Source organism: Hymenobacter convexus, from assembly GCF_030580955.1.
Taxonomy (GTDB): domain Bacteria; phylum Bacteroidota; class Bacteroidia; order Cytophagales; family Hymenobacteraceae; genus Hymenobacter.
In genome coordinates, this window is record NZ_JAUQON010000007.1 from 209,148 (window position 1) to 227,502 (window position 18,355).

27 protein-coding genes are annotated in these 18,355 nt (G+C 65.5%); all 27 read right to left on the bottom strand.

Features of this window, described 5'->3' with window-relative positions:
- Positions 1 to 106 precede the first annotated feature (106 nt).
- Entirely contained in the window at positions 107 to 1,813 is a 1,707-nt protein-coding gene (locus Q4S41_RS16265; protein ID WP_305032184.1) for a hypothetical protein, read from the bottom strand.
- A complete protein-coding gene (locus tag Q4S41_RS16270; protein ID WP_305032185.1) occupies positions 1,800 to 2,480 on the bottom strand; it encodes a hypothetical protein in 681 nt (226 codons plus the stop codon). The genes Q4S41_RS16265 and Q4S41_RS16270 overlap by 14 nt, the downstream gene beginning before the upstream one ends.
- On the bottom strand, positions 2,452 to 3,729 hold the full coding sequence (locus tag Q4S41_RS16275; RefSeq protein WP_305032186.1) for a DNA modification methylase: 1,278 nt from the start codon (positions 3,727 to 3,729) through the stop codon (positions 2,452 to 2,454). Before Q4S41_RS16275 ends, Q4S41_RS16270 begins: the two co-directional genes overlap by 29 nt.
- 3 nt (positions 3,730 to 3,732) lie before the next feature.
- Positions 3,733 to 4,380, bottom strand: coding sequence for a hypothetical protein (locus Q4S41_RS16280; RefSeq protein WP_305032187.1), 648 nt, complete (start codon positions 4,378 to 4,380; stop codon positions 3,733 to 3,735).
- Between the two features lie 97 nt (positions 4,381 to 4,477).
- The gene (locus Q4S41_RS16285; protein ID WP_305032188.1) at positions 4,478 to 4,681 is read right to left on the bottom strand and encodes a hypothetical protein; all 204 of its coding nucleotides are present in this window, start codon (positions 4,679 to 4,681) and stop codon (positions 4,478 to 4,480) included.
- A 3-nt stretch (positions 4,682 to 4,684) separates the two neighbouring features.
- Positions 4,685 to 5,218 (bottom strand): hypothetical protein, encoded by a 534-nt coding sequence (locus tag Q4S41_RS16290; RefSeq protein ID WP_305032189.1) that lies wholly within the window; start codon positions 5,216 to 5,218, stop codon positions 4,685 to 4,687.
- Between the two features lie 51 nt (positions 5,219 to 5,269).
- Complete coding sequence (locus tag Q4S41_RS16295; RefSeq protein WP_305032190.1) at positions 5,270 to 5,623, bottom strand: hypothetical protein; 354 nt, start codon at positions 5,621 to 5,623, stop codon at positions 5,270 to 5,272.
- A 105-nt stretch (positions 5,624 to 5,728) separates the two neighbouring features.
- On the bottom strand, positions 5,729 to 6,718 hold the full coding sequence (locus Q4S41_RS16300) for a hypothetical protein (RefSeq protein ID WP_305032191.1): 990 nt from the start codon (positions 6,716 to 6,718) through the stop codon (positions 5,729 to 5,731).
- A gap of 104 nt (positions 6,719 to 6,822) precedes the next feature.
- Complete coding sequence (locus Q4S41_RS16305; RefSeq protein ID WP_305032192.1) at positions 6,823 to 7,293, bottom strand: hypothetical protein; 471 nt, start codon at positions 7,291 to 7,293, stop codon at positions 6,823 to 6,825.
- A gap of 27 nt (positions 7,294 to 7,320) precedes the next feature.
- Entirely contained in the window at positions 7,321 to 8,256 is a 936-nt protein-coding gene (locus tag Q4S41_RS16310; RefSeq protein WP_305032193.1) for a S49 family peptidase, read from the bottom strand.
- A 187-nt stretch (positions 8,257 to 8,443) separates the two neighbouring features.
- A complete protein-coding gene (locus tag Q4S41_RS16315; protein WP_305032194.1) occupies positions 8,444 to 8,935 on the bottom strand; it encodes a hypothetical protein in 492 nt (163 codons plus the stop codon).
- A gap of 4 nt (positions 8,936 to 8,939) precedes the next feature.
- Positions 8,940 to 11,063, bottom strand: a complete 2,124-nt coding sequence (locus Q4S41_RS16320; protein WP_305032195.1) for a hypothetical protein — start codon at positions 11,061 to 11,063, stop codon at positions 8,940 to 8,942.
- A gap of 6 nt (positions 11,064 to 11,069) precedes the next feature.
- The gene (locus Q4S41_RS16325) at positions 11,070 to 11,732 is read right to left on the bottom strand and encodes a hypothetical protein (protein WP_305032196.1); all 663 of its coding nucleotides are present in this window, start codon (positions 11,730 to 11,732) and stop codon (positions 11,070 to 11,072) included.
- The gene (locus Q4S41_RS16330; protein WP_305032197.1) at positions 11,719 to 12,396 is read right to left on the bottom strand and encodes a hypothetical protein; all 678 of its coding nucleotides are present in this window, start codon (positions 12,394 to 12,396) and stop codon (positions 11,719 to 11,721) included. The genes Q4S41_RS16325 and Q4S41_RS16330 overlap by 14 nt, the downstream gene beginning before the upstream one ends.
- A 185-nt stretch (positions 12,397 to 12,581) precedes the next feature.
- Entirely contained in the window at positions 12,582 to 12,962 is a 381-nt protein-coding gene (locus tag Q4S41_RS16335; protein WP_305032198.1) for a hypothetical protein, read from the bottom strand.
- Positions 12,959 to 13,225, bottom strand: coding sequence for a hypothetical protein (locus tag Q4S41_RS16340; RefSeq protein ID WP_305032199.1), 267 nt, complete (start codon positions 13,223 to 13,225; stop codon positions 12,959 to 12,961). The genes Q4S41_RS16335 and Q4S41_RS16340 overlap by 4 nt, the downstream gene beginning before the upstream one ends.
- 35 nt (positions 13,226 to 13,260) lie before the next feature.
- The gene (locus Q4S41_RS16345) at positions 13,261 to 14,640 is read right to left on the bottom strand and encodes a hypothetical protein (RefSeq protein ID WP_305032200.1); all 1,380 of its coding nucleotides are present in this window, start codon (positions 14,638 to 14,640) and stop codon (positions 13,261 to 13,263) included.
- Between the two features lie 181 nt (positions 14,641 to 14,821).
- Entirely contained in the window at positions 14,822 to 15,034 is a 213-nt protein-coding gene (locus Q4S41_RS16350; RefSeq protein WP_305032201.1) for a hypothetical protein, read from the bottom strand.
- Positions 15,031 to 15,303, bottom strand: a complete 273-nt coding sequence (locus Q4S41_RS16355; protein ID WP_305032202.1) for a hypothetical protein — start codon at positions 15,301 to 15,303, stop codon at positions 15,031 to 15,033. Before Q4S41_RS16355 ends, Q4S41_RS16350 begins: the two co-directional genes overlap by 4 nt.
- The gene (locus tag Q4S41_RS16360; protein WP_305032203.1) at positions 15,293 to 15,877 is read right to left on the bottom strand and encodes a hypothetical protein; all 585 of its coding nucleotides are present in this window, start codon (positions 15,875 to 15,877) and stop codon (positions 15,293 to 15,295) included. The genes Q4S41_RS16355 and Q4S41_RS16360 overlap by 11 nt, the downstream gene beginning before the upstream one ends.
- Positions 15,870 to 16,211: a hypothetical protein gene (locus tag Q4S41_RS16365; RefSeq protein ID WP_305032204.1), complete on the bottom strand. Its 342-nt coding sequence runs from the start codon at positions 16,209 to 16,211 to the stop codon at positions 15,870 to 15,872. The genes Q4S41_RS16360 and Q4S41_RS16365 overlap by 8 nt, the downstream gene beginning before the upstream one ends.
- Positions 16,212 to 16,243: 32 nt before the next feature.
- Positions 16,244 to 16,651: a hypothetical protein gene (locus Q4S41_RS16370; protein ID WP_305032205.1), complete on the bottom strand. Its 408-nt coding sequence runs from the start codon at positions 16,649 to 16,651 to the stop codon at positions 16,244 to 16,246.
- Positions 16,652 to 16,657: 6 nt separating this feature from the next.
- Positions 16,658 to 16,966 carry a hypothetical protein gene (locus Q4S41_RS16375; RefSeq protein ID WP_305032206.1) on the bottom strand — a complete coding sequence of 103 codons (309 nt, stop codon included), beginning with the start codon at positions 16,964 to 16,966 and terminating at the stop codon, positions 16,658 to 16,660.
- A complete protein-coding gene (locus Q4S41_RS16380) occupies positions 16,963 to 17,256 on the bottom strand; it encodes a hypothetical protein (protein ID WP_305032207.1) in 294 nt (97 codons plus the stop codon). Before Q4S41_RS16380 ends, Q4S41_RS16375 begins: the two co-directional genes overlap by 4 nt.
- A gap of 119 nt (positions 17,257 to 17,375) precedes the next feature.
- Positions 17,376 to 17,702 carry a hypothetical protein gene (locus tag Q4S41_RS16385; protein WP_305032208.1) on the bottom strand — a complete coding sequence of 109 codons (327 nt, stop codon included), beginning with the start codon at positions 17,700 to 17,702 and terminating at the stop codon, positions 17,376 to 17,378.
- Positions 17,703 to 17,719: 17 nt separating this feature from the next.
- On the bottom strand, positions 17,720 to 18,094 hold the full coding sequence (locus tag Q4S41_RS16390) for a hypothetical protein (RefSeq protein WP_305032209.1): 375 nt from the start codon (positions 18,092 to 18,094) through the stop codon (positions 17,720 to 17,722).
- Complete coding sequence (locus Q4S41_RS16395; RefSeq protein WP_305032210.1) at positions 18,094 to 18,336, bottom strand: hypothetical protein; 243 nt, start codon at positions 18,334 to 18,336, stop codon at positions 18,094 to 18,096. The genes Q4S41_RS16390 and Q4S41_RS16395 overlap by 1 nt, the downstream gene beginning before the upstream one ends.
- Between the last annotated feature and the right edge of the window lie 19 nt (positions 18,337 to 18,355).

Sequence of the window (18,355 nt, forward strand, 5' to 3'; positions counted from 1 at the left end):
ATATCTGTGGGGACCTACCCTCTTCGGCCGTCGACGGTGCTGGGGTTCGGGCAAACAAAAAGCCCCGACCGCAGGGTCGGGGCTTTGGCACTGGAGGCAGGTGGGCCTAGCTGCTCACGATGATGAGCTGGGTGAAGTCGATGCCGGCATTGACCACGTCGGTGCCCACGCTGAGCAGGTGCATGTCGACGTTGTCGGTGTAGTGGGTGGCGTGCTCCTGGGGGAAGCTGGCCTTCTTCTCACTGGTCTTCACCTTCATGATGCGGCCCTTGCTGTCCTGGCTCACCGGGGCCAGCAGCATGGCCGTGACCACGTCCTTGCAGTTGACCTTGTTGAAGCGGATGCGCGTGAGCTTGGGGTCGCGCTCCCCAAGCAGCTTCTGGGCCAGCAGGTAGCGCGTGCCGTGGCTGGGTGCCCGGCCGATGTTCATCCGACGCACGCGCCACCCCCGAGCATTGAAGGCCTTGATAAGCGATTCGTTCAGGGTCAGCTCACTGTCTTCACGCCGGTTATCGCCCCGCTCACTATCGGGCAGCAGCTCTATCTCGCGCTTCCCGTGGTACGCATAGTAGTTCGTGAAATCCTCGACCAGGTCATCGATGAAGGCCGGGTGCTTAACGTGGAAGCCCTTCAGGAAGCGGTACTCGCCCTTGTCCGGGTGGGGCTGGCCGACCACCATGGTGGTAATCTTGGCGCCCCAGTCCACCGACACCCGCAGGGGCCGGTGGGCCCGGCAGTCGCTGTCCATGCGGCTATCACTCTCCAAGTGATTGTCGGCCTTATCGGCCAGCACCTTCAATGCCTTAGCCTTCAGCTCCTGACCCAGTATCAGGCCCAGCACGAAGTCGTCATCGGCACACTCGACCACGTGGCGGGCCTGGTTCAGCTGCGGATAAAAACCGCCTTCCACGGTCGTGGGGCGACGGTTCATCATCTCAATCATGAACGTGAAGTCCGTCATGAAGCGCCGCTGGTCGAGCAGGTACTGCAAACCCAGGTTGTGGATGTTATCGAAGGCATTGGCCTCCGAATAGAACGTACCCTTGTCCTTGGCCGAAGGGAAGTAACGGATGTCCCGCATGAACTTCAGTACCTCTGTTTTCCAGATTTCGAGCTTTTCCTCGTCCGTTTTCGCGTCCAGGAAGCGCACCTGGGCGTCAATCAACTCGTTTTGGCGCTCTACTAGGTCGATGCCTTCGTCCTCGTAGTATTTCGACTTATCCAGCAGCCAGCGGCCGTTATCGCCCCAGGGCATCGACGAAAACAGGAAAACGCCGTGGTGCATCGGGTTTTTACCGAAATACTGGCCGTTGCCGCGGTTGGTGGCCGAGAGGTCGGCATCCAGCTTGTTTTTATCGAACAACAGGGCCTCGTCGCCGATAAAGCCATCCACGTTCAAACCCCGCGAGGCCGAGCCACCGGCATCGAGCGACACCAAGTGGAAACCGGTGCCGTTCTTGAAAATGATGAAGTGGTCGTAGCTCAGCGGGCCCTCGAAGGGCCGGTCCCAGTTCAGGTTGGGCGGCGGCTTGCGGCCGATGTAATAATCCCGGTTCAGCCGGTAGCCTAAACGCTCGAGGGACGCTACCGTCGAGGGCAGCGTCCGGGTGAGCACCTGCTTATAGGTCGAGCCGACGATGACCCAGCAGCTGCGGGGCATCGTTGACACAATCATGTGAATATCCCAGGCGATGATGCTGGACTTGCCGGTGCCGCGCCCCCAGACGCTGACGCCCTCCTTTTTCCGGCGGGCCGTGACGTACCGCAGCTGGGGCTGGTTAAAGGTGAGTTTTACCTGGTCAACGATTACCACCGCCCACCTCCTTTCCACTGGTTTCGGCCAGCATCACCTCCATCGCTTCGGCCCCAAACACGTTGTCCTGCACCGCATCCTGAATCAACTCGAAATCGGCATCCGAGATATCATCCATCTTGCTGATGTCGAAGGCGCGCGTTTTGCGGCCCTCCACCGTCAGGTTGATGACGTAGGACGTGTTGCCGGAGCCACTGCCGCCCTCGTCCGTTGCCGAATCGGCCCGGAGCAGGCCCGACACCATGGCCTCGAACTTCATGGCCGCCAGGGCGCCCTTGGTGTCCGGTGGGCGCATCGTGAGGCAAAGCTGCAGCAGCTTGCGGGCAAACTCCAGCAGCACGGCCCGGCGGCCCTCCTTCTTCACTTTTTTCACGTCCCCAAACAGGTTCTGGGCGTCGCGCAGCCGGCGGTAGCAGGTGGCGCGGCTGATGGAGAATTGCTTCGCCAGCAGCGGCCAGGCCTGCTCGAAGGAATGGTAGTTCAGAATCAACCCATACGCGGCCTCCAGCTGGCTGTGCACCACTTTGTCGTCGCGGCTCAGGCCGTCCAGCCCAGGACCGTTTTCGTCGTGGTAGGCCGCGAAAATGCGCTCCACGGCCGTGGATTTCAGCAGCAGCACCTGGTCGGCACCGGGGAGGTTATTCGGCGAAGGCAGCGAGTTGCTCATCGGTCAGTTCCTCCCCGTTGCGGGTGATGGTGAAGCGACGGTTGTTGTCGCGCATAAACTTCACGTAGCGCCGCACGTGCACGTCGACGTAGCGCGGGTCCAGCTCCACGAAGCGGCCCTGGCGGCCCGTCATTTCGCACACGATGAGCATGGTGCCCGAGCCCCCGAAGCCGTCGAACACGATGGCGCCGGGCTTGCTGGAGCACTCGACCAGGTACACCTGGATGTCGAGTGGTTTCATCGTTGGATGCTCCGCATTGCGCTGCGGCCGGTCGAACTGCAGCACGGTGGTCTGCTTGCGGTCGGAGCACCAGGTGTGGGCCGCGCCTTCCTTCCAGCCGTACAAAATGGGCTCGTGCTGCCAGTGGAAGTCCTGTCGGCCCATCACGAACTGCTGCTTGACCCACACCAGGCACTGGCTCAGCTTCAACCCAGCCTCCTTGAAAGCCAGACGGAAGTTGGCGCCTTCCGAGTCGGCGTGGAACACGTAAATGGGTGCTCCGGGGCGCATGAACGTGAAGCAGTTGACATAGAAGTCGTAGAGAAACAGCCGGAAGGCTTCGTCCCCCATCGAGTCGTTTTCAATCTTCAGCGCATCCTTTGTTTTGCCCTGGTAGTCGACGTTATAGGGCGGGTCGGTGTCGACCAGGTCGATGAGCACGCCCTCGCCTACCGCGCGGGCCACCACGTCCGAATCGGTCGAGGAGCCGCACACCAGGCGGTGCAGCAGCGCCTGGCCGTCGCTGTGGAACTCGTACTCGTCGCCCAGCACCGACACCGGCACGGCCGGCGGCGTGGGGTCGAACTCCTGCTCTTCGGCCGGCGGCAGCAGCGAGGCCGTGAGCTTGGCCAGCGCATCGAGCGAGCCCACGTCCATGATGGCGTCGAGGTTGAGGTGGCTGAAGTTATCGAGCAGGCTCTGGTAGTCCCAGACGCCGGCCCCGACGTTGCTCACGATGTTGTACTCGTCGAGCTCGTCTTTCGTCAGCTGCCGGTTGGGCATCCGCACGTCGATGATTTCGTCGCCACGGCCCGCATCGATGAGCATGGCCAGGCGCTGGTGGCCGGCCACGACGACGTCATCGGTATTAATAGCGGGGATTTCGACCAGGTTGAACTTGGCCAGGCTCGCCTGCAGGCGCTCCCGGCCTTCGTCGGTGAGGGTGCGCGGGTTGTAGCTCAGGGGCACGAGGTCGCGCACGCGGCGCTGGGCGTTGTGCCACTGCAGGGGGATTAATTCGTCAGACACGGCTTAGGGATTGAGTTTTGAGCGGATAAGGGTGATTTCAGCTTCGGCCGTGGCCAGGTCCTCGGCGCGGTCGGGTTTCTTCTTGAGTTTGGAGCGGAGGCTGCAGAGGTTGGCCAGGCGCTGGCGCAGCACGCCGGTATCGGAGACTTCGGCCGTGGGCACCGGACCCGGCAGCCGGCCGTGCGCCAGCACGTGCGCCTCCGCGTCCTTCAGCTTGAGCTCCTGGTCGGTCAGCTCCAGGATGCGGGCCGCCAGCGCGTAGCGGGCTTTTTTGCCCAGGTTGCGCGCGGTGAACTGCGCATGGGTGTGGCTGCGCTCGTCGCGCACGGCACGCAGCTGGTCGCGCACAGGGGCCAACGCGGGGCTGCCCACGCCCACCGGCGTGCTCGGCACCACTGGGGCTGGCGCGGGGTCGGCTGCAGCCGGCGGCTCCGGCGGCCGAGCGGGGCTGTCTAAGACGGCTATTTCGTCCTTCACCTGACCCACCAGCGTGCGCAACTCCCGCACCAGCGCCTGGCGGCTGAAGGCGGTCTCGGGCAGGGCGAAGAGGCGCAGGTAGGTCGGGTTGGTGCCCATCTGGGCGTAGAGGGCCGCGCCGGACGCGTAACGCTGCTCCGAAGCCAGCCAGGCGGTGATTTTGCCAAGTTCCATGCCCCGAAGTTGCCGGTGCCTGCCACGGCAAAAAAGGACGTAAAAAGGCCCCGGTGCGCGTTGCACCGGGGCCTTTTCCCTGGGTTCACCTGGCCTTCTATTTCGCCGCCTTGCGTGCTTTCCGTCGCGGGACTAAGTAGGTGAACAAAGGGTCTTTCACCAGCTCGTCGGCTTCGGCCAGCGTGAGCCGGCGCAGGTCTATCGTGCGCCCCAGGCGTTGTAGCACAATTCGGGTGGGCACGACAGAGGCGCGGTACTTGGCGGCGACCTCGGGCGGGAGCTGGTGAATAGACGTTGCCACGGCTTAGGGCTTCATGAGGACGTCGCCCTCGTAGATGTAGAGGCCGTTGGCGTAGCACTCCCCCTTCACGGTGAAGCCCCGACGGCCGCTGCTCAGCTTGCCCGAGTCGTAGTCGCAGGCCAGCTCCACCGGCAGGCCTTCCGAGCCCACCTGCAGGTAGGTGCCGTCGGCGTCCGGCACCAGCATGATGAGGCCGAGGTTTTTCACCACGCGGGCGAATTCCAGGGCCGCGGCGCGGTTGCCGGGGTGGAAGCCCTCGAAGCTCACCTTCAGGCCGCGGCCGTCGCGCTCGCCGACAATCGCGGCTTTGAGCTGGTTGGAGTCGAGCGTGATGTACTGCTTGGTGAAGCCCTTGCCGGCTTTGAAGACGTGGTCCGCGACGATGCGGGCCGTGTCGCCGGGCGCGGCGCCGGTTTTGGGCGCCTTGGCGATGGTTTCGAAGTCATCCTCGCGGGCCGTCAGCACGTAGCCGAGCAAGCCCGGCGTGTTGTCGTCGCCCTGGGGGCCTTCGAGGTTGCTCAGTGCAAAAGTATTCATGTCGAATTACTTAAAGCGTTGATAATTGATTGATAGCCGGGCCGACCCCAACTATTCGGCCGAAGCCTCGAGGAGCTGGAGCAGGCCCGACTCGTCGGCGAGCAGTTGCTTCACCAACTCCGGGTTGCCCTGCAACTCGTCGTGTTTCACCAGCTTGCCTTCGGCGGTGGTGAACTGGCCGGCCAGCACCTGGTAGTGCTGGCCCTCGTGGGTCACCACCGAGAGTTGGCCGGCGCCCTGGGCCTTGGCGGCAGCCAGCTGCTGGGCCAGGCCTTCGACGACGGCGTTCTGGGCCTCCGATTCTTCTTTGGCGGCGCGCAGCTCGTCGCCGTGGGTTTTGGCCTGCTCAGCCAGCTGCTTTTTCAATGCCTCGATTTGCTGCTCGGGCGTTAGTTCTTTTGCCATGATGAGGCGGGATTTAGCTTGAGAAATGAGAGAATCTATCTGCCTTTTTGAATGCCAACGGACGCACCCGGCCGGTCACGAGGGCCGGCCGGGGGGGGCCATTCCTTATAAGGTGAGGTCCTTGTCGTTGGTGAACACCGCCTCCAGCACCGGGAAGCCCAGGCCTTTGTAGAAGTCGGTGTAGATGAACACCTGGCGCTTGGCGCTCTCGATGCGCACGGCGCGGGTGTTGACCGCTTTTTTGGTCAGGCGCTTGCGGTTGTCCTTGTGCGAAGCCCAGATTTTCTGGGAGTCGCCCATCGAGTTGAGGCCCACCACGCGGTGGTTGGTGAACTCAATCGGGTAGGACTGCAGCTGGTCGCCGTTGCCGTCGATGATGGGGTTGGCATCGGTGGCGTTGGTGTCCAGCCGGTACTTGGCGTGCCGCCCCACGGCGTAGCGGCGGGCCAGCGTGGTGTTCATGCACACCTCCATGGCCCGGCCCCGGTAGCGGAGGGTGAAGCTGGCGGCGAAGGCCTCCACGTAGTCGCAGAAGGCCTGCGGGTCGGTGGGGATGGCGCCCAGGGCGATGGGCGTGATTTTGCTCTGGGAGATGGCGCGGTTGATGACCGTGCGGATGCCGTCCATGCCGGTGCCGGCGGCGCCGGGCGTGCCGGTGGTCGGGGCCACGAACTTGCCGAAATAGATTTCGTTCAGCTCGTAGTCCTCGTCCATGCGGGCGTAGAGGTGCTCCTCCACGAGGTAGCGCACGAAGGGCCACTGGGCGCGGTCGAGGTTCTGGTCGGCCAGGAAGCCGAGCCACGACGACTCCAGCTTGTCCGGGTTCTCCTCCAGGTCCACCTTGAAGGGCGTCTGGGTGAGGACGATGGGCGCGGCCTTCAGCTCCCCCAGCGGCGTCCAGCCGGGCTGGAAGGGCTGCAGCACGCGGCTGAGCTCGGTCGAGCCCATCTGGTACGAGGTGTCGTCGGTCGGAATCAGGCCGAAGAGGGCCTCCGTTTGCGACGAAATGTAAGGCTTCTTCAGGATGCGCGAGAGGTTCTGGCCCCCGTTGCGGTAGTAGTTGCCGTACTCGGTGATGATATCTTGGATATCCATCTGATAAGTGGTTGAGGTGGAATGAATTGAGCGTCGCCGCCAAAGCCGGCCCCCTCACGTGGAGAAGGCCGGCTGGTTGCCGCAAGGGGCGGGTGTTTAGTTGATTAGCCGAACATCGGGTGGCCGTCGATGGCCTTGTTGTGGGGCAACTCGTCGATGGCCTGCTGGTGGGCATCCGGTTCGGTTTGCTCCACGTCCGAGTGGCCGGCCTCCAGCACCGGGGTGGTGTGGCCCGCGCCGGGCTGCTTGTCGAACTTGTCGGCCTTCACCTTGTAGCCGTCGCGCTGGGCCACGAGGGCTTCGATGGACTCGGCGCCGGCGGCCGCGAGGGCGTCGGTGGTGGCTTTGGCGGCATCGGCCGCGGCTTTCTCCGCCACGTCGACGCGGCCGGCCTTCTCGGTCAGCTCGTTGAACGACGCCTCGTTGATGAGCTGGGCACCTTTGATGCCGGCTTCCGTCAACTCCTCGTTGGCGGCGACGGCCTCTTCGGCCGACACGGTTTCTTTGCCCACCAGGGCCGTCATGGCAGCGCCAAAGACGAGGGCAGCACCCGCTTTATTGAACAGATTTAACATGGGGTTATTGAAAAAATGGGGTTGGAGTTAGGAGCGTTTTTGGGCCTGCACCAAGCGCACGCACTCGCCAATGGCATCCTGGAAGGAGCCCATGGCGTCGATGAGGCCGATTTCACCGGCCCAGCTGGCAAAGCCGGTTTTGCCGGCCGAGGCGCCGGACTTTTCGAAGAGCTTTTCATTGAGGCGGCTGCCCCGGTTGGTGCGCACGGCGCCCAGGAAGCCGCCGGCAATGGCCGTCAGGTTGGCCTGAACCGGCTTGTAATCGCCCTTCGCAGCAGCGGCGAAGTCGGCGTTCTTCTGGGTACTCTGCTCGGCGTACACCTCGTGGAACTTCACGCCCATTTTCTCGAAGTAGGGCTGGGCGTCCATCCAGCTGGCCATCACGCCGATGCTGCCGATGGTGCACGTCTCGTGGGTGGCGATGATGGTGTCGGCCGTGGAGCCAATCCAGTAGGCGGCCGAGCACATCAGGCCGTCCTCGCACAGCGCCACCACCGGCTTGCCGGCGGCCTGGCAGGCCCGGATGCCGTCGACGACGCTCTGGGTGCCGAACACTTGCCCACCGGGCGAGTCCACGCGCAGCAGCACGGCGCTGATGTCCTGGTCTTTCGCGGCCCGCTGCAGGTCGTTGGCCAGCGACATGAGCCCGCGCGGGCCGCACTCCTGGTCGGCCTTCATCAGTGGGCCGGCCACGCCCATCACGCGCACCACGATGCCATCGGTCGGGCCACCAGTGGCGCCGCCGGCCTGCTGCCGGGCGCCGTAGGCAATGATGCCGCCGGCCGAGACCGTGGCGGCGTAGTCCTTGGGCGCGGCTTCTGCCCGCAGTTCGGCCATGTTCTGGCCCGTTACCAGCGGCGTGTTGTTGGTCAACAGGCTGGCCAGCATCGGCATATAAGACTGCGCGTGCTCCAGGGAAATGGCCCAGGGCGAGGCGGATAGGCGGGAGATTAAACCGAGCATCGTTCAGGATTGAATGATGCAAAGCTGCCCGCCGCCCAAACCGGGAAAAAGGACACAAAAAAGCCCCGCCGGGTGGGGCGGGGCTTCGGTAGTTAACTCAGTGGCCAGTGCCAGCAGGCGACGATGATGCCGGCGGCCAGCAGCACGAGCAGGGCCGCCCGCAGGTAGGTGGCGAAGGTGCGCGGCATCAGGCAGCAGGCTCCTCGTCGCGGCCGAAGCGGTACCAGGGCGGGCCATCGGCGGCGTCCATCGCCGCCTCCAGCTGCTGGGCCTGCGTCACCGTGGGCAGCGTGTGCATCTGCTGGCCGAAGGCGTTGCCGCGCTCGGCCAGCGGGCGCGGGTCGCCCGCCAGCAGGTCGGCCCACTCCTGGTCGGTTTCCCGCTTGCGGGTGTAGACAATCTCCTGCGTCCGGACGTCGATGATTTCCGAATTGAGGGCCTTGTAGGTGGCTTTGTAGTTGGCCACCACGGCGCCGGCATCGGCGCCGGCCGTGCCGTCCGCGTTGGTGAAAAAGTGCAACACCCACACCTCCACAAACACTTCCACGTTGCCGGTGAGCGGGTCCTGCACCGGGTAGTGCGTCAGGTAGCGCTGCACGCGCTGAAAGACCAACGGGCCGATGCGCAGCGGGCGGATGGCGCGGTCGATGAAGGGCGGGGCGGAAAGGACGAGCGGCATGGGGCTACCAGGTTAAGACTTCGTTGAGGGAAAAGCGCGGGCGCAGGGCGTCGTAGTTCTGCACCTCGATGGCGGCATCCGTGTAGGTTTTGATGTTCACGTAGTCGCCCGCATCCAGGGCCAGCGGGTTGCTGGCCATGCTCAGCGAGGAGTAGAACAGGCCCGCGCCGTCCGCCCCCACCAGGCAGGGCGTGTTCACCGAGCGCGCGCTGCCGTAGTCGCCGTTCACCGATGCAATGGCCTGGATGGGCCGGAACTGGCTGCTGCCGATGCAATAAGCCGTGAGCGCCGGCTCGTAGAGGCCCTTGCGCAGGGCCCGGATGGCCAGGCCCGCCGCGAACAGCATCTCGTCCGGGGCGTTGCCGCTGACCTTCTGCGTGAAGTTGAGGGTGGTAATTTGCTGTCCCCCCAGCGCCTGGTTGCCGTTGGGGAAGCCCACGGTGAGCACCAGCGGGATGGAGCGTCCGCCCAGCTTTCGCCAGCTCGTGCCGTTGCTCCACAGCAGGGCCACCTCCCGCGACCACATGCGCCGGGCGGGTTCGCCGTCGATGTCGGCGGCCTGCAGCTCCCACATGCCGCTGGCCGAGTTGCCAACCTGCATGCTGATGAGCTTGCCGGCCACGTCGGCCGCCGCCGGCAGCGCCACCGTCCACAGCGACTGTCCGGTGCCGGTGAAAACATGGTGCTTGCCCATGTCAGCCACGCTCAGCACGGTGTTGGTGGCGTGCGCCACGAAGTTCACGTAGTCGAGGGCGCCGCTGCTGCCGGTGCTCGTGGCGCTGATGACGTTCTGCGGGCTGATGTTGATGCCCGCGCCGGCGGTGTAGGTGCTGCCGGCGCCGGGCGTGGGCGTGAGGGTGCTGGCGCGCATAACAATGGTATGGCCGCCGGCCTGCTGCTTCAACACAAACCACTCGCCGGGCTGAAACGTCACGCTGGGGTTGCCGTCGATGGTCGCGCCCGGTGCCGCAGTCAGCTTCGCCGTCTGCTGGCCGATGACGCGGTACAGGTCCACCTTGCCGTAGCTGCTCGGGTCCGTGGCTGGATTGTCGAGCTGCACGTTGGTTCCGTTCAGCGTATAGGACTTGCCCCCGTTCAGCCCGGGGGAGAGCGTGCCCCCGGCCGCGACTTCTACCTGGTAGTTGGGCGTGTAGGCCGTGGCGGCCTTCGTGGCCAGAATGGTCGTGGCGTAGGCTTGCGTCAGGTAGCCATCCGAATTGAAGCCCAAGCGTGTGTAGGCCACGGGAATCTTACCCAGCACCTCGTTGATGGCCGCCACCAAATTACCCTTGGTTGAGGTGAGCAGGCTGCCCAACGTGCCAATCCAGCCGCGCGTCTGCGTGTTTTCGGTTTGCAGGTCGGCGTGCTCATTCTGCAGGTCCGTTACTTCCTGCTCCAGAAATACCAAATCCGCTTCGGCTTGCGTCACCCGGCCTTCGAGCGCATCAAAGGATGCCTGCGAAACGCCGCCAGTGCCAGCCGTGAGCGGCGCGAAGGACTTATAGTTCGGGTCGGTGTCGAGGCCGGTGGGCAGCGGGTTCTGCGTTACGTTCAGGTCGTTGATTACCTCCAACAGCCGCGTTTGCCCGCCGGCAAAGGTGTACTGGAATACGTCGCCGGCTTTGTAGGCGTGGTCTTCCAGAATGAAAACCGGGAACGAGGCCACCTTTTCCGCGTCGGTACCGGAAGTCCGCACCCAGGCGCACTTCACGGTGGCCGTCGTGGTGCCCTTCTCGTCCACCAGCGCATCGATGGTGCCGGCCGTGTTGGCAATCAGCCGGAAATCAATCGGGTCGGCCTTCACGCCGCCGGCCGTGGAGGTCTGGTCGGTGCCGTTGATGGCCCGCGCGTCCATGCCCTGGATGCGAAACCGGGCCGGAATCAGCGCGGTGGGGACCGTGGGCTCCCCGTTCACCAGCTGCACGTAGGGCACGCGGAAGAGGGCGCCGCGCACCTGGTTGGTGTTGAGCGTGTCGAGCCGCGCAAACTTGCCGTCGATGTCGGTGGCAAAGTTGCGGAACGTCGCTTCCGTGATGTTCTGGAATTCGTTGTCACGGAAGGCGTAGAGCCAACTCGACAAGAATGGCTCGGCGAGCGGTATCACCACCGGCGGGGGCGTCGTGTTCATAAAAAATTAAGTGATGCTGAAGGCCACCCGGAAGCCCGAGCGCAACACCACGGTGCTGCCGGCGGCCACGGTGGCCATGATATTGCCGCGCCGGTCGCGGATGAGGACTTGCCCGCCCTGGCCCTGCAGCACGAGGCCGCCCTGCAGCCCCACGGCCGACACGTCCCAGGTGCCCAGGTAGGGCCGGGCCCGGCGCGGCGTTTGGCCCGAGAGGGTCCAGTCGTAGTTGTTGCGGGTGAGCGCGTCGAGGCCGGAGTCGTAGGTGTCCTTCCAGCTCAGCGGCTGCTCGGGCGTGCCCACGAGCTGCACCTCGCCGTTGCGGTCGCGGTAGAGCACCACCAGCTCCTGGCCCGCCAGCGCTTCGAGACCGGCGGCCAGGGCCGCCGTGTGGCGGGCCAGCGTGCCGGTCAGCGCCTGGCCGTACACGTCGGCGTGCCGGGCCAGCGCCACCGGCGTCTGCTTGTAGCGCACCGTGTGGCGCACGCTCACCAGCTGGTACCAGAACGCGCCGGGCGCCAGCTGCAGGTTTTCGGTGATGGCCAGCTCACCGAGGGCCGGGAAGTGGAGCAGGTCAGCCGCGCGGGCGTACCACAGCGCCTCGATGCCGCCCAGGTTGTCGGCCGGCTCCTGCACCACGTTCCGAAAGCTGTAGGCGTTAGGAGCGAGCATGGTAGAATTCGGTCTCGAAGAGCGCAATCGGCAGCCTCATAAGTTGCTCACGCACAGACCTGAACATATCCTTGTGAGACATAACGCCGATTTTTTGGGACACAACGCCCTTTTTTCGAGACACTTCGCCGATTTTTTGGGACGAATTCATCGAAAAATTCTCGGGTTTGGCTTTCTTTTTTTTCTTGGGCACCAACTCGGCGTTGCGCTGAACCAGCTTGCGTAGCGACTCATAACTGCGGTCGTCCTCCATGATGTCGTAGAAGACCATGAAGGAGCGGATGGCATCCTTGATGGTGGCCCGCCGGTCAACGTGCTTGCCCACCCACCAGTAGAGCTCGGCATTGAAGTGGTCGTCCACCGTGTCGTTGAACTGGAAGATGGCGTAGGGCGTGAGCTTGCCGCGGGTCAGGTCAAAGTACGCCGCGTTGAAATTGCGCAGATTGACCCCCAGCGTGGCCGTGCAGTCGTCGATGCTGCCCTCGTGGCGGGCCGATTTCACCGGCTTGCGCAGCAGCAGGTCCAGCGCCAGGCCGAAGCGGTTGGCTTTCGAGAGCACGTAATCTTCGAGCTGGAGCGGGTCCTCGCCGATACGGGCCAGCTTGAGATGCACCTGCAAGTACTTGAGCAGGTAGGGGCGGATGGGAAAATCGATTCTCTTCACGTGGGGAGCAGACTTGGAAGGCACAAACCTCGTGCGCAGGGGTCGTGAGGGAAAGGACGAATAAGTCGCACAAGCCGCTTGGCGCGGGGGCGCGTAACCGTGGGGCATACTGCAGGAAATAACGGGAATGAAAGGAGCGCCGGAAGGGCCGCCTGCGCGCCAAACAACGCCGGGCGCGCAGGCATTCAATCCGGAGAAAACCGCACCCACTGCGTCAGATTCAGGCTTTGCTGCTGCACTTTGCCCAGTTCTGGCAAAGCGCCGGTCGCGCCGGGCAGCACGTGCAGCACGATGGCCACGACTTCCTCCGGCTTCAGGCGGAAACGCCACGGCCGTCGGCGGGGTGGCCCCAGGGCATCGGCTTCCCGCTGCGCCACGCGGTAGAGCCGCCGGGCCACGCGCTGGAGCACCGGCAAGGCCAGAAACAAGGCGGCCTCCACTCGCCGGGGCGGCTGCCGCGCGGAGCCGAGGGCGACCCGGCGCAGCACGTTGCCGATTTCCCAGAAAAGCTGACGCGCCTGGCCGTGCTCGAGGGCAATGACCTGGTCGAGGTGGGCCAGGCTCACGACCAGGCCCCGTTTTTCATCCGGGCAATCTCCTGGCCCGTGCGCAGGTCGTAGAGCATGGCCACGTTGATGCGCGCCTGCACGCTGTCGGCGTAGCGCTTCAGGCGCTTTATCTCCAGCTCGCGCGGGTCGGCCGGCGTGTAGGACGAGGCGTTGGGGCGGCCGTACCAGGTGCGGGCGTTGCCGTCCTTGAAGTAGACCAGCAGCTTCACCGAAGCGGCTTCTTTGAGTTTCTGGCCAGCGGCCGAGGGAGTAAAGGGCATGGGTAGTGGAGAAAGGGGATGAAATGGAATCAGGATTAGTCGGCGAGTTTGCCGCAGGCTTTGCCGCCGGCGGCGATGAGGTAGAACTTGTCCAGCGCGCGGGGGTCGCGCAGGGCCTGCACTTTCTTCAGGTGCTTGTGGTAGAGCTGCGACAGGGTCAGGGCCAGCACGCGCTTGCTGGCCGTTTTCAGGCGCCAGCCGCGCAGCTCGGCCCCGGCCCGGCGCAGGGTGGTGGCCACGTGGTACTCGTGGCGGCGCAGCATCTTCTGGGCCAGCCACTCCTCGGTGCTCACGAAGCCCTGGGTGTTTTCGCGGTCGAAGTAGCCGCGGCCCTGCACCAGTTCGGCGTAGGGAGCCGGCAGGAAGCGGCCGGGGTCCCGCTTGAGCCAGTCGGCCACCAGGTCGATGCGCTCGAGGGCCTGCTGCAGGTAGAGCTGCCATTCGCTAGGGCTGAGCTCAGCCTGGAAGCGGGCGAAAACCCCGGCCCAGATGGCGTTCTGGGCCTTTCGGTGCTGCTGCTCGTCGAAGGCCATCCCGCCGTAGAGCTGCACCCGGGCGTAGGCCCAGAGCGCCATCACCAGCCGCAGCTGCTCGGCGCGGGGAATACCCGTTTTTGGCGCGCTGGGCGCGGGCTGGGCCATTTTCCGGGCGGTGGCCCGAGGCTGGCGCCGCGCCCCGGCGGAAGCGGTTTCCGGCGCCAGGGCGGGCCGTTCCGCGTCGGCCTGCGGCCCTGTGTTGCCAGTCGGTGTTGCCAGTCCCGGTGCCGCGCCGCCGGCCGGAGCCTCGTGCGGCAGTAATTTTTCCACCTGGCTAGTTTCCCGTTTCCGTGTCTCAGGTGTTTCAAATGCTACACTAAGTGGAAATTTTGTTTGCTCACCCTGGAGAATCGCGCCGATTTGCAGGCGGTCCAAATCGCTTTCTGGCGCGTTTTCGGGGGTTTGCCACAGGTATTTCGGGTTTATCCACAGCTCGAAATCGGCGCGCGTGCCGTGCCAGGCCTTGGCCGTGAGCGCGCCCATTTTCAGTAGCAGGTCCAGGTGGGTGCGCACCGAGCGCGCCGACATCGAGCAGCGCTCGGCCAGCAGCTTGCAGTTGACGGAAATGCTCGGGGGCTGGGGCCGGCCATCGGCGCCCACCGGGCCCGGCAGGTCCAGGCCATCGCGGTTCTGGCGCTCCAGGGCGCGGATGCCGAGCAGAATCAAGTCGCTCATCGTGTTCTTGGCCGTGGCCGGGGCGGCCTTGGGCTGCACGTAGTAGCGCTCGGTGCGGGCCGGCACGAGCACGCGGCCCTCGGCGTCGACCTTGGCGCGGTGGGTGCGGCAGCGCAGCTGCAGCGGCAGGGCGGCGCACCGGGCTTCGAAGTCCTGGTGCCAGAGCCGGCGGGCCTGGGCCAGGGTAAGGGGGAGTGGCAACATTCTCGGGAACGTGCTGAGGGGTGAGGAAAGCGAAGGAAAAAGGCGGCGCCAGACCAAAGGGGCGTGTGCTCCCCTCCTACCCGGCGCCGGAGCTGCGGCTGCAGACCCTGTGCGCTCCGACCGGCTTCGACGCCGGGTGCCTGCTCCACACAGGTGCCCTCGGTGGGCTCGGGGAAAAAACTTAGTCGGCCCGGGGGCCGTCGTCCGGCGGGAAATCGGCGCGGCCCGGCGGCGGGTCGGGCCCGCGGCGCTCCAGCTCCGCGTGCACCAGCCAGCGCAGGGTGACCACGGCTTTCTGGCCGACCCGGTCCTGCGGGCGCTGCGTACTCAGCCACTCGAGCAATTCGGCCGGCGGGGTGAACATGCCGGGCCAGGCGGTGGACCCGGTGCTCATGACTGCGGGGCCTTCACGCCCACGAGCAGGTACTGCCGGACCAGCAGCTCCAGCACCACCTTGCTCTGGGGCTCCACGTTCATTTTGCGCGTGGCGTAGTTGATGAGCAGTTGGGTGGCGCCCAGCGTCATGACGCGCACCCACTCGCCCACGCCCTTGGTCTGGATGCCGGTGCGGCCTTCCATCTCGTCCTTGATGGTTTTGGCCACGGCCGATTGCATGCCCTCCGACAGGCTGGTGAAGGCCACGAGGGTGTCGTTAGGCTCCATGCTTCGGCCCTCCTTCCTGTTCCGGCAGCTCCAGCACCACGTCGCGCTTACCGGGCGGCTTGCCATCGATAAGCGTCACGCGGCAGCACGCAATTGGGTCTAAGTAGCCGCGCGGCACGGTGCCCTTCGTGGCTTCGAAAAAGCGGCGGGCAAAGCGCTTTGCCGTTTCTACGTCTAGGAAATTGCCGACGGGCTCGTGTAGCCAGTAACCGGTGCCTCTGGGCGCAGGACCGACGCCCACGTAATAGAAATTCTGGTCCAGGGTGCTGAAAGCCGGCAGGTTTGCCGCGAGTACTTCGTCTTTGACCAAGCGGTATGCGTCCTCAAATGCCCGTGGGTCGTACTGCTTGGTCACTTCGGCTAACAACAGTTGCAGCCGTAGGGCGGAATAGCGGTGAGAGTTGCAGGCCTCGCAGAACTGCCGCGGCTGCAGGTCTCTTGGCATGGCGAAGTGTAGCTCGCCGGGCTGGCGATGATAGTTGCACAACGACTCACCGGTGGCCTGGTAAAAGTGGTACTTGGTGCGGCCTGGCTTGGTGCTGGCCCACCCAATTTGGTGCGCTTGCTTAGCCATTATCCTCCCCTCCTTTCCCCAGTCCCAGCGTGGCATTGACCGCCCGTAGGCGCGTTTGCAGGGCGTTCAGGTCGGCTTTCAGGCCGTTCTCGCGGCCGGCGTCGGCCGGCACGTCGCCGTAGGCCAGGCGCTCCAGGTCGTGCTCGACCTGGGCGATGGACTCGACCAGCTCGGCGTGCTCGACGCGCAGGGCCTGCCGGCGCAGCGGGTCGGGCAGGGGCAGCTGGGAGAGGGGCAGCAGCTGCACCGGGCGGCACAGGTTGTGGCTCAGGGCCACGGCGAACCCGGCCAGCCCTTGGTCGGCGGGGTTCGAGGTGTAGACGTTGATAACCATGCTTAAGAAAGAGAGAAAGGGGATGGCGGGAATCAGGAAGCCAGGCGCAGGTTCTCGGCGTCGGCGGCCGGCTCGGGGCGGGGCGGCACGGCCGGGCGCACCTCTTCGGGTGCCGAGAGCACCGGAGCGGGCAGCGTGGAGAGGTCGAAGGCCTCGCCGCGCTCGTAGGCCAGCAGCGCGGGCCAGGGAATGCGGGCCTCGGAGGTGAAGTAGTAGGCCTGGAGCGTGATGGGCTGGCCGCTGCGGCCGGTTTTGCCGGTTTTGAGCCAGCGGCGCACGGTGGCCACGTCCACGTCGCAGACGGCCGCCAGCTTGGCGATGCTGTAGAGCACCACCTCGCTGGGGGCGGCGGTGGCGGCGGGGCGGGCCTCCACGCGGGCGAGCAGGGCGCGGGCCCACTGGTCGAAAAAGCCCACGGTCAGCAAATCGGCGGCAGTCATGGCAGGTCAGGCAGCTTGAGGGGTGTCGGGCAAAAGCAGTTGGAAATCGTGGCGGCAGTCGGTCCAGTCGATTTCGCGGATGCCGGTGGGCAGGGGCTGCACGAGCCACATTTCGGCGTCGGTGCGGCCGTCCTGGTGGGCGGCGCGCAGGTCGAGCGGCATCGAGCCGTTGACGTACACCGTCAGGTGGCCCGCCTGGTAGCAGTAGCCCAGGATGGGCTCCACGAGGGCCGCGCCCGCCGGCAGCGCGTCGAGGCGCAGGCGCTTGCCGGTGCGCGCGTCGGTGAGCGAGACGCGGGTGGCGAACTTTTTCATGCCGACGCGGGCCGAAACTGCGGGGCCGAAGCCGGCGCCGGGGCCCCGCGGCCCGCCACCGTAAGCTCGCCGCGCAGGCGCTCGCGGCGCTGCTCTTCCCAGGCCAGCACCAGCGGGGTTTCTTCCTGGTAGTGCGGGTGGGTGGCGTTGATTTCGCGCACCCGTCGGCGCAGCTGCTTCAGGGGCGTGAGCTGCACCAGCGCCGGGGGCAGCAGCGTGGCGGTGAGGGTGGCCAAATCGCGGATGCAGGGCTTGCGCATCGGCACGGCGGGGTCGGTGTTCAGGTGCATGAAAGTGAACCGGTTAAGTAAAACGATGGTAAAAACCAAAGGGCATGGGGGTACCGTCCGCCGACTGCCAGGGGGCTGGCGGCCGGCGCACACGCGTCGGATTTCCTACTCCAGGAAGCTTAGGCCTCGATGATGAGCAGCGGCCCGGTCAGCGGGTCCTCCTCGTCAATGGCCACCCCGGTCAGGCGCTCAACGTCGGCCGAGGCGCTGGGCGTGAGGCCGAAATCGTAGTCGGCCGCGTTTTCCGGCACCAGGATGAGGTAACCTGGGCCGCCGGCGAACGTCTCGACCGGGATGGCCGTGCCCAGCAGCGCGCGCAGGGCGGGCGCGGCGGCGACAAAGTCCAGCGCCGGGCCCCCGGCGCCCGCGTGGATGCCCAGGGTGGCGAGTTCGGAACCGGTGAGGAGGCGCGGGGCGGCGCCGGGCAGGTGGAGGGTGGCTTGCATGGAGTAAAGAAAAGCGATTAGGAACAGGAAGAAGGGCTGACGATGGGTGCCAGCAGACGGGCGTTGGCGTAGCGCACGCTGCCGAGCAGCAACTGGCGGGCCTCGCGGAGGCGGCGCACCTGCTGGCCGGTGAACAGCGTTTCGGGCTGCAGCTGACCGGGGTATTGCACCGTGAGCCAGCAGGTAGCGCCGGGCACCGGGCCGCTGAGCCAGGTGTAGTCGAGCTGGAACCGCTCGCCCTGCGGGCCGTGCCAGTGGGCGGCCACAGTGGCCATCGTCGGGCGCACCTGCTCCACGGCCGTGAAGCCCTGCGTGCGCAGCCACGCGGCCAGCGGCGCCGAGAGGTCGCGGGGGCCCTTGGGGGCCGCGTGGTAGGGTGCCGGCGCTTCCATTACAGGCCGAGGGGAACGGGGACGGGGGCCGGCAGCAGCTCGGCCGGAATCTGGTACTTGGGCAGGCCGTAGCCCACCAGCGCCACGAGGTGTTCCAGGTTCATCACGCGGCCTATGCGCACGTTGTTGAGCATGGTGGTCTTGGCCTCGTAGCCGTCGCGCACGGCGGTATCAACGGAATCGCTAGGCAAGTCCTCAATGACGAGGGAGAGCAGCCGCAGGTACTTCTGACGCTCGGTCATGATTCGTGTTTGGCACAAT

Bases quoted from the DNA above. Each gene is read 5' to 3' on its own strand.
- Q4S41_RS16270 (WP_305032185.1), bottom strand. From the start codon at position 2,480: ATGAGCAACTCGCTGCCTTCGCCGAATAACCTCCCCGGTGCCGACCAG.
- Q4S41_RS16280 (WP_305032187.1), bottom strand. From the start codon at position 4,380: ATGGAACTTGGCAAAATCACCGCCTGGCTGGCTTCGGAGCAGCGTTAC.
- Q4S41_RS16290 (WP_305032189.1), bottom strand. From the start codon at position 5,218: ATGAATACTTTTGCACTGAGCAACCTCGAAGGCCCCCAGGGCGACGAC.
- Q4S41_RS16295 (WP_305032190.1), bottom strand. From the start codon at position 5,623: ATGGCAAAAGAACTAACGCCCGAGCAGCAAATCGAGGCATTGAAAAAG.
- Q4S41_RS16300 (WP_305032191.1), bottom strand. From the start codon at position 6,718: ATGGATATCCAAGATATCATCACCGAGTACGGCAACTACTACCGCAAC.
- Q4S41_RS16305 (WP_305032192.1), bottom strand. From the start codon at position 7,293: ATGTTAAATCTGTTCAATAAAGCGGGTGCTGCCCTCGTCTTTGGCGCT.
- Q4S41_RS16310 (WP_305032193.1), bottom strand. From the start codon at position 8,256: ATGCTCGGTTTAATCTCCCGCCTATCCGCCTCGCCCTGGGCCATTTCC.
- Q4S41_RS16315 (WP_305032194.1), bottom strand. From the start codon at position 8,935: ATGCCGCTCGTCCTTTCCGCCCCGCCCTTCATCGACCGCGCCATCCGC.
- Q4S41_RS16320 (WP_305032195.1), bottom strand. From the start codon at position 11,063: ATGAACACGACGCCCCCGCCGGTGGTGATACCGCTCGCCGAGCCATTC.
- Q4S41_RS16325 (WP_305032196.1), bottom strand. From the start codon at position 11,732: ATGCTCGCTCCTAACGCCTACAGCTTTCGGAACGTGGTGCAGGAGCCG.
- Q4S41_RS16340 (WP_305032199.1), bottom strand. From the start codon at position 13,225: ATGCCCTTTACTCCCTCGGCCGCTGGCCAGAAACTCAAAGAAGCCGCT.
- Q4S41_RS16345 (WP_305032200.1), bottom strand. From the start codon at position 14,640: ATGTTGCCACTCCCCCTTACCCTGGCCCAGGCCCGCCGGCTCTGGCAC.
- Q4S41_RS16350 (WP_305032201.1), bottom strand. From the start codon at position 15,034: ATGAGCACCGGGTCCACCGCCTGGCCCGGCATGTTCACCCCGCCGGCC.
- Q4S41_RS16355 (WP_305032202.1), bottom strand. From the start codon at position 15,303: ATGGAGCCTAACGACACCCTCGTGGCCTTCACCAGCCTGTCGGAGGGC.
- Q4S41_RS16360 (WP_305032203.1), bottom strand. From the start codon at position 15,877: ATGGCTAAGCAAGCGCACCAAATTGGGTGGGCCAGCACCAAGCCAGGC.
- Q4S41_RS16365 (WP_305032204.1), bottom strand. From the start codon at position 16,211: ATGGTTATCAACGTCTACACCTCGAACCCCGCCGACCAAGGGCTGGCC.
- Q4S41_RS16370 (WP_305032205.1), bottom strand. From the start codon at position 16,651: ATGACTGCCGCCGATTTGCTGACCGTGGGCTTTTTCGACCAGTGGGCC.
- Q4S41_RS16375 (WP_305032206.1), bottom strand. From the start codon at position 16,966: ATGAAAAAGTTCGCCACCCGCGTCTCGCTCACCGACGCGCGCACCGGC.
- Q4S41_RS16380 (WP_305032207.1), bottom strand. From the start codon at position 17,256: ATGCACCTGAACACCGACCCCGCCGTGCCGATGCGCAAGCCCTGCATC.
- Q4S41_RS16385 (WP_305032208.1), bottom strand. From the start codon at position 17,702: ATGCAAGCCACCCTCCACCTGCCCGGCGCCGCCCCGCGCCTCCTCACC.
- Q4S41_RS16390 (WP_305032209.1), bottom strand. From the start codon at position 18,094: ATGGAAGCGCCGGCACCCTACCACGCGGCCCCCAAGGGCCCCCGCGAC.
- Q4S41_RS16395 (WP_305032210.1), bottom strand. From the start codon at position 18,336: ATGACCGAGCGTCAGAAGTACCTGCGGCTGCTCTCCCTCGTCATTGAG.